The following is a 14,344-nucleotide window of genomic DNA, read 5'->3' as shown; positions in this document are numbered from 1 at the left end:
CATGTTCATCTGCTTTCTATACTGAGTTGGGGAATTCTAGTATATCAGACGAACATGTCTTTTTTGTTGCACTTCATTTTACAACACGGGAACAGAAAAAAGTTGAAACATTTTCAACTTTTTTCTTTTTTTTGTAAATGAATCTGGTACGTGATTCCCCCTCGTCCTCCTGTGGACTAGTTTAGCTATACCCATTTTTTACAACTGAAATTCTTATAGGTAGGTTTATCCCATTTCTCTCTCCGTAGCACCTACTCCGTCACCTTGTCCCGTTGCTACAACTGGATTTGACAGGAAGAACCATTTTCTATTTCACGCTTGCTCCCTGCGGTCTAGCTTGGCTTGACAATAGGCCGTTTTAAGTCACTATTTTTTCGACATGCCTATCTCCACTCTCATCCCGTAGCAAAAATTCGCATTCTCTCTTCATTTGGTGTAGAATGATAGTACCAAAATCAGAAATGGAGAAAATCATGGTTCAAGTTATTACAGATGCAAACTTTGAAGTTGAAACACAAGAAGGCGTAGTCCTTGTTGACTTTTGGGCGCCTTGGTGTGGTCCATGCCGCATGCAAGCACCAATCTTAGAGCAATTAGCAGGTGAAGTGGACGAAGATGAGTTGCGCATCTACAAAATGGATGTTGATGAGAATCCAAACACAGCTCGTCAATTCGGTATTATGTCAATCCCAACCCTTTTGTTCAAAAAAGATGGACAAGTTGTGAAACAAGTTGCTGGTGTTCACACCAAAGACCAAATCAAAGCAATCTTGGCAGAGATTGGTTAATCAAAAGGAGTGGGACAAAAGTCCTGGCCTCCTTAGTTTTTTTCAATCGTTAAACTTGACGCAGTGGTTGAGTGGGCTCTAATTAGCTGATTTTATCAGCTTTTACAGCCCTACTCAACTGTGCGGGGGTGGGACGACAAAATCGAACCCTGCGGGTTACCGATTTTTGTCCCACTCCCTTTTCTGCATCGAAAGGAAACTCACATGAAAGAAATTTACCTAGCAGGCGGTTGTTTCTGGGGGATGGAAGGCTACTTTTCCCAGATCGATGGTATTCTTGACACTAGCGTTGGCTATGCGAATGGACAGGTGGAGACGACCAATTATCAACTCCTCAAACAAACAGACCACGCAGAGACGCTCTATCTAGCCTATGATGAGACTCGTATCAATTTGCGGGAAATTCTCCTCTACTATTTCCGAGTCATTGATCCCTTCTCTGTCAATCAGCAGGGGCCTGACAAGGGTCGCCAGTATCGGACTGGTATCTATTACACAGATGAGGCTGATTTGCCGACCATCGAGCAGGTCATGACGGAGCAGTCCCGGCTCTTTGGCGGACGCCCCCTAGCCGTTGAAGTGGAGCCACTCGCGCATTACATCCCCGCCGAAGACTACCATCAGGATTATCTCAAGAAAAATCCCCAAGGGTACTGTCATATCGATCTTGGGCAGGCAAAAATCCCACTGATTGATGTTGCAGACTACCAAAAGCCAGACCAACAAGTCTTAAAAGACAGCTTGACCGACCTCCAGTATCAAGTCACTCAAGAAGCTGCGACGGAAAGACCCTTCGAAAATGAGTTTTGGAATAGCGACCAAGCTGGCATCTACGTCGATATTACAACTGGCGAGCCACTTTTTCTCTCGACGGACAAATTCGATTCAGGCTGCGGCTGGCCCTCCTTTACCAAACCAATCAGCAAGGAAGTTGCGACTTATTTCCAAGATCTTTCCCACGGCATGAACCGTATTGAAGTTCGCAGTCGGGCTGGACATGCTCATTTAGGTCATGTCTTTGATGATGGACCGCGTGACAAGGGTGGATTACGTTACTGTATCAACTCAGCAGCCCTTCGCTTCATACCGAGAGAGGAAATGGAAGAAGCAGGATATGGCCTGTTTTTGGAGTTACTGCAATAATTTTTTGAAAACTTGCTTGATTTTTCCTGAAAAATAGTCTAGAATAGAGCAAGATAAAACTGAATAACCGGTTGATATTGGGTAGAAGGGAAACTGACTGTTCAATGGACGGAACTCTGGAGAGACCATTTTGGCACCGAAGGGGCAAGGTAGTTCTGCTTGGAAAAGTAGAGCTACTGAAACTCTCAGGTAAAAGGACAGAGCGTTGAAAAATAGGCTTTTTCTGTATTTTTCACGTTGATTCTAGAGGTTGAAGTGTTCAGCCTCTTTTTGTTTTTTCCGGCAGCTTTATCGGATTTGAAAAAAATGCTTAGGAGGAAGCTATGTTAGAATTGATGCAAAACATCAATAATTTTGTTTGGGGACCGCCCCTCTTATTACTCTTGGTCGGAACGGGTGTCTATTTCACCCTTCGTTTGGGAGTATTTCAGATTGGCAAATTGCCGACGGCTTTTCGTCTGATTTTCTCCAGTGACCAGTCTGGTCAGGGAGATGTGTCCAGCTTTGCGGCCCTCTGTACAGCTTTGGCAGCGACAGTTGGTACAGGAAATATCGTCGGAGTTGCGACAGCTATTACGACAGGTGGACCAGGTGCCCTCTTCTGGATGTGGGTGGCGGCCTTCTTCGGAATGGCAACCAAGTATGCGGAAGGTTTTTTAGCTATCAAATATAGAACTAAGGATGCCAACGGTCAAGCGGCAGGTGGGCCTATGCACTATATCACCTTAGGGATGGGACAAAAGTGGAAACCTTTGGCAATTTTCTTTGCTATTTCGGGAGTTCTAGTGGCTCTCTTGGGGATGGGGACATTTTCACAGGTTAATTCGATTGCATCTTCCATGTCTTCAAGTTTCGGACTGGCTCCTCAGTTGGTCAGCATTGTGACAGCTATTTCCATCGCCTTCTTTATCTTTGGGGGAATTGAGAAGATTTCGGATATTTCGACAAAAATTGTTCCTTTCATGGCGATTTTGTATATCTTAGCAAGTGTCACTGTCTTGGCTCTGCATTGGGAACAACTTTTGCCAACCCTTGCCTTAGTGTTCAAATCTGCCTTTACTCCAGCTGCAGCTGTGGGTGGTTTTGCAGGTGCGACCGTGCAACAAGCCATTCAGCGTGGGATTGCGCGTGGGGTGTTCTCAAATGAATCTGGTCTAGGTTCGGCGCCTATTGCTGCTGCGGCTGCCAAGTCTGATAATCCAGTTGAACAGGGCTTGATTTCCATGACAGGTACCTTTATCGATACACTTATCATCTGTACCTTGACAGGTTTAACCATTTTGGTGACAGGTCAGTGGTCTATCGAAGGGTTGGCAGGGGCACCACTTACTCAGGCAGCCTTTTCGACAGTGTTTGGACAGCCAGGAGTCTTGGCCTTGACCATCAGTCTAGTTCTCTTTGCCTATACGACTATACTTGGTTGGTCTTACTATGGGGAGCGTTGTATAGAGTTTCTATTTGGAACCAAAGCCATCTTACCTTACCGTCTGGTCTTTGTAACCATGGTTGCTCTTGGTGGCTTCCTCAAACTGGACTTGATTTGGACCATCGCAGATATTGTGAACGGGCTCATGGCTCTACCAAACTTGATTGCCTTGTTGGCTCTCTCTCCTGTTATTATCAAGGAAACACGCCAGTATTTTGCCAAGGAGAAATAAAAAAATAAGTGCAAAGGATTTTATTCCTCTGCACTTTTTTGCTGGCTTTGTGGTAGGAAATCCTGCAAAAATTCGTTCCAGGGTTTGACAATGTAGGCATAGCCTGAAGAAGGGAAGGTCCAGTCGATATTTTCAAAGTAGACCATGGTGGCATTGGGTTCGATACGGTCGATGTTAGAAATTTGTTTGTTGAAGCTACCGAAGTTTTTCAAGGTCAGGTAGAGTTTGCGTTTTTCATTGGTCCGAATACGGACAGTGACCTTGAAACGTTTGGCCGGAGAATACAGGCGAAAACTGCCGAAACGGATGGGAAAACTGGCAAAGTACTTGGTCTGCAAGTCAATGTGGTAGAGTTCAGAATCAGGAAGGTTTTCTACAAAGAGGCTACGCTTGTAAGGGTAGCGATGTTTTTCAATATCCAAGTCTTCGTCCAGAACCTGCACCCTATCGGAATAATCGATTTGGTTAATTTTTAGACTGATAAAGTGATTATTGCTTCGTAAGGCAGGTGTGGAGTAGAAGGTGTTTAGGATAAATCGGTCTTTATGAGGATGGACAGGATTGGGATAGTGGGAGATGTACTGCCGTTTGACTAGGACTTTATACTCTTTTTTCTTCATATCTGGATGGATAATGATGTCCCGTTCGTAAGATTGGTAATAGCGTCCTTGTTGGATAGATTCCTCTAAGTCCTGATTGAAGTGGAGGCTATCAAGGAGGGAGGGTTCCTCTTGTTGACAGTTAAGGATATTGGGAACATGGATAAGTGAAAAGAGGATGGTCGTTGCGATATAGTGGTGGTATTTTTCTTGGGAGTAGTAAGAGGCTAGTCTTTTTTCTTGTTCTAAAAACGATGGGTTTTCATGGCTTGAGTTTCTTGTTTGTTCACTAGCAGCTTCATGTAATTTTTTAGCAACACTAATAGTCGATATTTCTGTATATTGCATCATTCGATGTGCAAATTTCTCTACGATTTGAGAAAAATCTTGTTGTGCTAGATAGTTCTTGAGTTTCTGAGGGATATTTTTCCTTCCGTTGAAATACTTAGAGCAATCCGAAGTGCTAACATAAAATTCCTCATCTTCCTTGCCAGGGACTTCTAGAAATTGAAAGATACTGTTAACAATAGCTTCTTGTTTAACCCAGCCGATAGTTTTCTTATTTCTCTTATTGACTGCTAGGATAACCTGTAAAATTTCGCTAAAGGATAAAAAAATCATGGCTCAGTCTTCCTCGTTGAAAGCGTATTATATTTCTATTTTATCAAAAAAATTAAAGGAAATCAGCTAATTATGTGCTCGGAAACTTTCTTTTTTAATAAGGAAAGTTATTGTATATATTTATTAAATATTTTGGCAACTTTTCAGTTGTGGATAGAAAGGAAATAGTCGGGGAAAAATGGTATATAACATATAAGAAATGTAGAAATCTAAAAATCTAAATATTATTTATAATCTGTTCTGGATTCTAGTGCTTAATCTATAAATAAAGGTGTTTGTAGATAGAGTCGATGGAGGTGATATAGATGTGTTTTTGTAATCGTTGTAGACTAACAAAAGTTGAAAAAGATGGAGATTATTGTGATGTATGTAGGAAAAAGGTGGCTGTGCCTACGAGTGTGCCTTCCAATACTTTATCAACTCCTTCTGTTTTAAGACCAACGTTAGAGAATGGTAGATTGGGAATTTATTCTACCAACTATGTGAGTGGCGTTGTTAAAAATATTTCCCATGATGTTTTTAAAGGAGGGATAGGAGAACATATTCTTCACGCTGCAATTCATGGTGAGAGATTTTCACTATCAAGAGCAGTTACAATTGTTCAGATTTCCATTGACAAGGAGAGTAGTTGTCAACTTATAGCACATGGGAAAACTAGCAATTTTGGAGAAATTTCTGTAGGTAATAAGATTGAGGCTAGTGGCTACTTTAATAGAAAAAATCAGTTTATCACGAATACTTTGACAGATACGACAACTGGGGTTACCTACTACTATCATTCACAAACAACGAGTGTAGCTAAACTGTTAATATCAGTGTTTATTATTTTATCTATTTTTTTGGGTGTAATGATGCACATTACGTTTGGAAATATCCTTGTTTCAGTAGCAACAGTTGCTGTGGTTCTTGTTCTATTATTGTTTTCAAGTGATATAAAATAAACTAGAACTTCTTTGTTGATTGGTTTAGAGCTTGCATAACCTGTGTAACCTGCATAAATCAGAAGAGGATTTTATATAGATACTAAAAAGATTGGTAGATAAGGCTAGTAGCTTACTTTTTGTATGACTAAACTAGTTTATTCTGGTTTCGGTAGCCCAGTGGAGGACGTACTTCTGGAATATATTATTTGCTCACTAGTAAAGGAACTGCCATAAAGTCTTAATTTGGGAACAAAAAGAAAGCTAAAAAGTTTGGATAGGGTCCTATAACTATTATCGCTTTGTATGACAATAAATGAAATTATTAAGGAGAAAGAGATGGGGAAACTTATTGTTCAATTATTTATATTATGTATATTATTGGTGGTCATAATAAATCTACTCACACAATATTGGCCAATTATCTTTGTATTATTAGTTCTTATTATAATAGCTAAAGTACTTTTTGAAAGAGGAAAACGGTAAATTTATCATTTTAGATGATATTACAGTAACGAAATAAGTGGGGAGAGTAAGATACGAATAAATCTGCTAATCAGCCACTGTACTGAGATGTTGAAATGTACTCTGATAAGTGAGGTTGGATTTGAGCCTAGCCTTCAGGAATAGGGTCTGTATATTTGATATAGAGGTAGATTATGAGTTTTTTTGATGAAAAGGATAAGTTTTTGTCTCGTCTTCATTTGAATGAAAAAGAGTATTCAGGTATTCAGCTAACTCTTGATGATATTGAGTTCATGGGAAACTTATCATTTGTACGAATACATAAGATTTCAAGGGATGTAGATGAAAACGGTAGTATCAATCTTGGTATTGAGAATATTTTATCTGGATTTTCAACTATGTCCTCCCCCTTATGTTATCTGATAAAGGGGGATAAAAATGGGATTGGTATTTATGTCGGAGCAACTTCTGAGGACTTAGAGCATGTTGTATCGGTCCTATCTTCACAGAGTCTCGTTTTTGAAACAGAATCAGTGAGCTATGAATCTATAAAAATTCCTACTCGTAAGGCTGGTTTGGTTATTGGACACCCACCTTCAATAACAGAAATTGAGGAGAAAAGTCTGGTATATCCTATTTGTCAGTCTATGCTTGGAAAAGATTTTTCCATTATGGTAATAGCTAAAAGCATCTCTCCCCAGTTAATGTATTTAGCAAAAGAATCTCTTCTTGAGGAATTGACGGATGCTAGCGAGGCCGTGGGAATAACTAGAACGATGGAGAGATCTATTGGAACGGAAAACAAGGAATCTAAGGACTATAGTGCTAGTAGGTATGTAAGTCATTTAGAGAAGAAACTAGAGCAGATAGAAAAAGGGATTTCGACAGGAAACTGGCATACTCAAATTTTTTTAACTGCTAGAAGAACTGCAGATTATAAACTCTTATCAGCTATGTTCCGAACTTCGTACTCGAAAGGAGCAGAAGTTATTGAACCATTACAGTTATTTCCAATGCAGCAATCTCCAGATAGACTAGCTATTGAACCGCTTGGTGTTAGATTGATAGATATTTATACTTCTCAGTATGCCATTAACCGTAAAGTCCTAGCTCTTCAAGGCTATGTTACTCAAACAGTTTTAAATTCCGAACAATTAGCCACATATTTCCAATATCCTGAGAAAGAAATAGCAGGATTTGCGGTTGATGAGCAGGTGGAATTTGAAGTTGAGAATCGTAGATATCATTTGGAAGTTCCATTTACAATTGGTGAAATTTGCACCAATCAATCCTCTGTATCAAAGCCATATCAGATTGAGATGACTGATTTTAATCGGCATGCTCTATTAATTGGCATGACAGGTTCGGGTAAAACGAACACTAGTAAACAACTGCTGTCATCTTTGTGGTGCCAGAAGTCCATTCCTTTTCTGGTCATTGAGTCAGCCAAGCGAGAATATTGGGATTTATCCAATCTATCAGCTGTGGGAGGACAAAATAATTTTTCTGATTTGATGGTATTTACCCTAGGAGAAGAATCCAGCAAAAGAGGTGTTCCTTATCGTATTAATCCATTTGAAGTTATTGGAACTGCTTCTATTCAAGCTCATATTGATAGATTGTTTTCTACATTTAAAGCTAGTTTCGATTTGGTCTCCCCGACTCCGTTTATATTGGAACAAGCTTTATATGAAATTTACCAAGATGCAGGTTGGGACATTGTTACTAATGAGAATAAGTATGGTAGCTCAGCCTATCCTACCTTGACAGACTTAGTTTTAAAGATTGATGAAATCACGAAAGTAAGCGGTTACAAAGGAGAGGTCGAAGCCAACATCAAAGCTAGTCTGAGAGCTAGAATTAATTCTTTGCGGATTGGTGGTAAGGGTTACATGTTGGATGTTCAAAAAAGCCTACCTATTCATTTACTAATGGAAAAACCCGCCATTCTAGAATTAGAGGATTTAGGAGACGATGAAACAAAATCTTTTGTTATTGGTCTTTTGCTGACACAAATTTATGAATATCATCAATCGAAATCTCCGACAATGGGAAGAAATCCTTTTAAACACTTATTAGTCATTGAAGAAGCTCATAGATTGTTAAAAGAAGTCAGTGGCGAAGAAGTAAGCAAGCGGAAAGCTATTGAATTTTTTACAAACCTATTAGCAGAAATTCGTAGTTTTGGTCAAGGGATATTTATTATAGATCAAATTCCAACAAAACTAGCAGGGGATATTCTTAAAAACACAAATTTAAAAATAGTCCATCGAACAGTTTCAGAAGAGGATCGCTTGGCTATAGGAAAGTCGATGAATATGACGGAGGAACAACTTTCTTATCTAAGTAGTTTAAAGCGTGGGATTGCTGCTGTTTATTCAGAAGGGGATTTTAGACCCAAGCTTGTACAAATGCCTTGTGTTGAAAGTGAAGCAAGAATTGGTCGAGAGCAGGTGTTGAAAAACACCTTTGATTCCTATCGTACATTTCTTGAGGATAAAGGCAATTCAGATTTCAGTAATCCATTCCTTTCGCACTTTAACAAGGATAGGATTGATACAAGTTACTATATCAGTCAGATACATCAACATGGCTTACTGAATGTTTTGAATAGTCTATTAACCAAGTATAGGGAAAGGGTATCTATTTCAGAAGCGGAGGAGAATGTATTTATGGAGGCGTTCATACTTTCTTTAAATATCCCACCTAGTTTACAGAGAGAGTATCTAACTATACTTAAAAAAAGGAGGATAAGCCATGTCCTATGAAAATGAAAGTCTTGAGCAACAGACAGAAACAACCAATATTGAAGCTTTAGATATATGGGAGCAGTATCATCCGACGATTGATATTCCTTTAGATACTACTTTCTATACTCCTGCTGAAATTGAAAGAAATTCAATGAACACACTTCTTGACGAGGAACTTTCGAATTACGATTGCAGAGCATTAAAAGAGAATGCCTATATGGCTTCTGTCAATCCCAATGATATTCTATTTACAGAGTCGCATATAGAGAATTTTGGATGGGAAAAACGACCGGAGTCTGATTATCTTAGACTGGTATCTAGCTATTCTCAAATAGATAAGCTTCAAGGAGAGGGGATGAGCTTGGAATCAATCAAACAAGCGCATCCTAAACTAGCAGATAGTGTTGTACTAGGTTTTGAGCAAGTACCACTTGTCAGTCAACTGGATGGAAAATATGTGTTAGATGCGGATGGAAGGCATCGAGTCAGGGCGGCGCAAAAGGCAGGGCTAAGTAGCATTAATGTCAAGGTTGTCGGACAGTATACAAAGAAAGGACGGGGAGACTATATGGGATAGTCAAATATAGCAACTGTCAGCTGGAAACTAGTCACTATAGGATGTATAAATTGCCACAGGTGATTAGTCATAATTTTATTAAACTCTAAGGAGGACCTATGAAAACAATAGCAAAAATACTAACAATTTTCCTTGTAGCCATAAACCTAGTTGTTGGTTACTTACCTGTATTTGCCAACGGCTCTGAGGTTGCAAGAGGTATGGAAGTCATCTTTGTAGTTGATGATTCAGCTTCTATGCAAGATAATGACCCTAATAAACTGGCTGGCGAGGCAGTTCGTCGATTTGTTGACTTACTTCCAGCGGAGGGAGATAAGCTTGGGATTTTGACTTATAGTTTTAATCCTATTGAACGTCAAGATTTAATGACTATAACTGGCAAGGATGCCAAGCAGAAATTGAAAGATTTTTCTATACAGAAGATTACTCAAAAAGGTCATAATACAGATACCGCGGCAGGTCTTGCCGGTGCAGCACAAATGTTGGAGGCCAATAAGGACAGTCAGTCCAAAAAAGCAGTTGTCCTCATTACAGATGGAGCCAATGATTTTCGTAATACTAATAGAACAGAGGCAGAATCAAATGCAGTTTTATCTGAATTTATGAGCAAGGGGTATCCAGTATATACGATTGGGATTAATCCTGAAACAGATCACTTCAAAAATTATTTGATTACTATTGCTCAACAATCAGGAGCCAAGTCTTGGTTTCCCAAGTCTGCAGATGAGCTGAATGGCATAATTAAAGAAGTTGCAGCAGTGCTTGGAAATATTGATTTGGCAAATTCATCGTTTGTTACGGTTAAACCAGATCAGTTCACAGACATTGTTCAAAAGGTTCCTAAAGCTGTATTAGAGGCCAATATTCAGATCGACCATGAGGAGCCGATTTCAATTGAGGTGGTCAATACCGCTGGTAAAACAATTGATTTATCAGATGAGAAGCAAGTTCTTCTTTACTCTGAAGAAAGATATACAAACGTAAAACTTCTTCATCCAGAAGAGGGGGATTGGACCATTAGGGTTAAGTCAAAAACGAAACAGATTCAAGTTAAGGTTGATTGGATTTTTAATCATGATGCAGAAGTCAAATTAGAAGTTCCTGAGGATATTAAGGTAGGTAAAGAGGCTGTTGCTAGTGTCAAACTTGGCTTAAAGGGGGTTGAGTTCACCCCAGAAAATTATTCTGGTTTTTCTGGAGAATTAACCATAACCAATGTCACCAAGGATAAAGTAGAAACAGTACCCATGTCACTTGAAACAGATCAATTGACCGCAAGTTTTGTTCTAGATGAGGAGGCAGATTACATCCTTCAAGCCTCTGTCAAGGGAGTTAACTTTAATAAGAATAGTAACAGCATTAACATCAATCTGACATCGGCTACTCCAGCCAAAGAAGAAAAAGCTACTGGTTTGCCCCTCTGGCTCATCATTGTTTTAGGTCTATTGGGCTTGTCCGTCCTAGCTGTAGTCCTTAAATTATTTAGTAGTGCAAACAGTGGACCGAAATTAAATGCCCGTCTAGAGATTGTTCTTACAGATGCAGGAGCAACGGTTCAGGATGCTTATGTCAGTCTTCCGCCTAAAAATAAAGTAGCTTTGAAAGATCTTCTGAAACAGGCTAGGATGAAATCCGTGCTTGGGGGAACAGAATCTAAAATCTTTTTAGTGGCTTCCAGAAATCAAGCTAGGACAATTCACGTAGAGGTTGATAGGAAAGTGACTGATTTGGAAATTATTGGTAATTTCAATAATACCTTAAAACCGGGAGACGAAATCGGCTTTAGCAAAAACGGGTCTCTCACCCTAACTATTCGCTATCCAGATTATTGATAAAAATGAACAGGAGTAACCACCTATGCCAAATCAATTACCCACTAAAGTACAAGACCAGCTTGCCTATTTGAAGGATAGTGAGGCCTTTATCCTGGATGACTTCAAAGGTCATGTGACCAAGACCCCCACCCTTATCATCGGTGTCGGAGGAACAGGAATCAAGGCCCTGGTCAAAACCAAGCACCTTTACAAGACCCGCTACAAGGAAACCAAGCACCTCTATTTCTTTGGGATTGATACAGATGAACATGCCAAGGGAATCAAAGAAAAATCGCCCCTACAAGAAACACATTTAGAAGATGAGGAGTTTTTCCATCTGGATAGCAAAGCCTTGGCTGAAATGAAACGACCCTATACATGGACAAAGGAAATCAAAAGTTTCATGCCGGAACAGGTAGACATTTTTTTAGGAGAGCACAACTCAGGTGGCTATCGCCTAGCAGGACGTTTTCTGCTCTTCCAGTACATTGATGCTTTAGCTAGTAAATTACATAAAATCATCAAGCAGATTAAGCTTGGGGCTGAAGTCCCAGGAAATAAAACTCAGATCCATATTATGATTCTGACCGGTATTGCAGGAGGGACAGGGTCAGGTTGCTCCCTGGATATCGCCTATCTACTAAGAGCAATTTTATCCAGGGACTTCCATCTGGATGCTAGCCAATATCGTATGAATGGCTACATTATCCTGCCTGATGTCAATGCCCTTGATGCAGACAATCCTTATTTGGGGAAAAATGGCTATGCCTATCTTAAGGAATTGGACTATTTGAACTCCTTAAGAGAAAATGGCGAGCTTTTCGAGCAAACCTATAATGAAAAATACCGCTATAGTGGAGATGAAGCACCCTTTGTTCCCTATCTATTTTCAAGTGAGGATGCAGAAGGATATACCAGTCCGCAAGGCTTTGATAGAGTGCTGGGGATTGTGTCAGAAAGTATCATGGAGTTCATATCAGAAGACATAGAAAAACATGCTCCTGATATCATGTCCATTATTGAGCAATCTTTAATCCCTATCGTACCCAAGCCTGACATTGAGTGTACGTTCTACGGGACCTTTGGTTCTGCAAGCTACCGCCTGCCCCTCCAAGAAATGAGCCAGTATCTCTTTGGCTTGACCTTTGAAACGCTTGAACCCCTCTTTGAACCCAATCAATCCAATCCCAAGGATGCAGACTTTACACAACTCTTTAATGACCTCTACCTTAGCAACCTAGAGCAAACTAACAATATCTATGGATGGTATCGGAGAGGGAATCTCTTTGACCATGATAACTGGAAAGAGTTGATTAAATCAGGGAAGGAATACTCCTATGACAATGTCATTTCCTCTGACAGGGCACAAATTTACCATAGGCTAAAAAAAGACATTTATTATCCTATGCAGGATGTGATGAATCAAGTGGGCTACGATATTCACGATAAGAACCTATCTTCAGCAGATAGTTTCAATAATCCCAATGATGCTCGGTCTTTTAGGGAGCAATTGGAAACCATCTTAAACCATGCTTTTGTAGACCCTGACAGAGGCCCTATCTTTGTTGCTAAACTCTTCGGTTTTGGAGATGGCAATCCCTATACCAACCACACTCTTAATAGGCAAGCAAAATATATGTATGACTTGGCAGTGAGTGCTGAAAGAGAGGTTGAGGAACGCATTCAGTCTACAAAGGATAGGCTTACTTTCTTGAGGCAGGAGGACTATAAATCGAAATTAGCAGTATGGGACGGCCGTCGAACCAAGGAGGACATTGTAGAGGACTACATCCAAACAACCATCAATCTGGTGAATGCTGAGGCTGAGAAGCTTTATTATCAAACCTTCCAGAAGATTTATAAGGGCTATGGGGAAATTATCCAAAGAGTTTATAGGGATATCTATCGCCCGATGGCAGAAATCTTGCTAGAGATGCGGGAGAATTTGGCAGAATCTGTTCAGCACCTGACCAGTGACTATGCCTTGCCAGCAACCTCTACCATTCAGTTTTTCCTTGATTTACAAGAGGTATTGAGGTCTATCAAAGCAGAAGTGGATGGCAAGACTGATAGTCAAAAGCAACAGCTGATGGAAGATTTCTTGCAGCAGTATTTTAAACAACAGAAAAGATTTATCGGAAGACCCGATGAAATCGACATTATCGGCTTTGTCAAGGCATTCTTGCAAGACTGGTATGGAAAAGGTATCCTATCCTTCAGCTTGGCCGATGCTATCAAACGTGAAGCAGGTATTCGAGATGGTATTATTCAAGCTAATGACTCTTTGGCTAAGATTCCAAGCATAAATGATATTGATTTAGATGGGTATCTTAAAAACAGAATTGTTAATAGGATAAAAACGGATAGGCGGCCGATGATCCATCTCCAGTCCCATATGTCAGGAGGTAATCAGGCCATCCATCGGTTGACCAAAGACTTAAACCTAGAGCTGCTTACCCTGCCAGCTGATAGCTCTGCCGATTCGATTTATCATGAGATTAAATATATGGATGTTTTCAAGGAGCTTGTTCGAACTGGAGACAATAGTCATATCTTCATGTTAAACTTCGTCTACGGTTTCCCTCTCTATATGTACTCAAACATTCTACAGTATGAAGATGAATACCAGGCTGCTCTTATGAATGACTACTGTCACTCTGAGTTCCTTCATCTCTATGCAATCAAGGACAAAGACTGGAGACAGCTACCCGGTGTCATACCAGTGGACAACTGGGCGGCTGATGCTCAGAAGATGGCCGATAAAAAATCCTTTTACAGGTATGAGGAGAAACTGGCTGTCTTTCATCGCGCAGTTGCTCACGGTATTATTAAAGAAGAGGGAGATAGCTATATCCTACCAATCAATGGAGGAATGGTCTTAGATAAGGCTACAGCTATCCAACGGTTTATGAAAATGTATGAAAATTATAAACGGATAAAAAACATGCTTCCATCATCCTAAGCATCCACAAACTACAGTATTCATATCTAAAAAAACAAAAAAGGAGT

Annotated in this window: 9 protein-coding genes and 1 riboswitch; of the genes, 8 read left to right on the top strand and 1 reads right to left on the bottom strand. The window is 40.0% G+C overall.

The annotated features are described in order from the left end of the window. Nucleotides 1-473 precede the first annotated feature (473 nt). The 3 genes from trxA to RFK25_RS05660 all read left to right on the top strand — a co-directional run bounded on the left by trxA (nucleotide 474) and on the right by RFK25_RS05660 (nucleotide 3,589). Nucleotides 474-788 carry a thioredoxin gene (gene trxA / locus RFK25_RS05670; protein WP_002941035.1) on the top strand — a complete coding sequence of 105 codons (315 nt, stop codon included), beginning with the start codon at nucleotides 474-476 and terminating at the stop codon, nucleotides 786-788. A gap of 204 nt (nucleotides 789-992) precedes the next feature. Continuing rightward, complete coding sequence (gene msrB / locus RFK25_RS05665) at nucleotides 993-1,931, top strand: peptide-methionine (R)-S-oxide reductase MsrB (protein WP_332412164.1); 939 nt, start codon at nucleotides 993-995, stop codon at nucleotides 1,929-1,931. Nucleotides 1,932-2,037: 106 nt separating this feature from the next. Then, nucleotides 2,038-2,142, top strand: a riboswitch (glycine riboswitch). A gap of 112 nt (nucleotides 2,143-2,254) precedes the next feature. After that, the gene (locus tag RFK25_RS05660; RefSeq protein ID WP_332412162.1) at nucleotides 2,255-3,589 is read left to right on the top strand and encodes an alanine/glycine:cation symporter family protein; all 1,335 of its coding nucleotides are present in this window, start codon (nucleotides 2,255-2,257) and stop codon (nucleotides 3,587-3,589) included. A gap of 20 nt (nucleotides 3,590-3,609) precedes the next feature. On the opposite strand, the gene RFK25_RS05655 is transcribed toward RFK25_RS05660, so the two are convergent. Next, the gene (locus RFK25_RS05655) at nucleotides 3,610-4,809 is read right to left on the bottom strand and encodes a hypothetical protein (RefSeq protein WP_332412160.1); all 1,200 of its coding nucleotides are present in this window, start codon (nucleotides 4,807-4,809) and stop codon (nucleotides 3,610-3,612) included. A 380-nt stretch (nucleotides 4,810-5,189) separates the two neighbouring features. Here RFK25_RS05655 and RFK25_RS05650 point away from each other — a divergent pair, with 380 nt between their 5' ends. The 5 genes from RFK25_RS05650 to RFK25_RS05630 all read left to right on the top strand — a co-directional run bounded on the left by RFK25_RS05650 (nucleotide 5,190) and on the right by RFK25_RS05630 (nucleotide 14,297). Next, a complete protein-coding gene (locus RFK25_RS05650; protein WP_332412157.1) occupies nucleotides 5,190-5,750 on the top strand; it encodes a hypothetical protein in 561 nt (186 codons plus the stop codon). 638 nt (nucleotides 5,751-6,388) lie between these two features. Further along, the gene (locus RFK25_RS05645) at nucleotides 6,389-8,962 is read left to right on the top strand and encodes an ATP-binding protein (RefSeq protein ID WP_332412156.1); all 2,574 of its coding nucleotides are present in this window, start codon (nucleotides 6,389-6,391) and stop codon (nucleotides 8,960-8,962) included. Next, nucleotides 8,952-9,521 (top strand): ParB N-terminal domain-containing protein, encoded by a 570-nt coding sequence (locus RFK25_RS05640; protein WP_277697343.1) that lies wholly within the window; start codon nucleotides 8,952-8,954, stop codon nucleotides 9,519-9,521. The genes RFK25_RS05645 and RFK25_RS05640 overlap by 11 nt, the downstream gene beginning before the upstream one ends. A 98-nt stretch (nucleotides 9,522-9,619) precedes the next feature. Continuing rightward, the gene (locus RFK25_RS05635; RefSeq protein ID WP_332412154.1) at nucleotides 9,620-11,353 is read left to right on the top strand and encodes a vWA domain-containing protein; all 1,734 of its coding nucleotides are present in this window, start codon (nucleotides 9,620-9,622) and stop codon (nucleotides 11,351-11,353) included. A gap of 25 nt (nucleotides 11,354-11,378) precedes the next feature. Then, nucleotides 11,379-14,297 (top strand): tubulin-like doman-containing protein, encoded by a 2,919-nt coding sequence (locus tag RFK25_RS05630; RefSeq protein WP_332412151.1) that lies wholly within the window; start codon nucleotides 11,379-11,381, stop codon nucleotides 14,295-14,297. Nucleotides 14,298-14,344 lie beyond the last annotated feature (47 nt).

Source organism: Streptococcus sp. SS-4456, from assembly GCF_036680365.1.
In the GTDB taxonomy this organism is placed as follows: Bacteria; Bacillota; Bacilli; order Lactobacillales; family Streptococcaceae; genus Streptococcus.
This window is presented reverse-complemented; position numbering and strand designations above follow the sequence as displayed.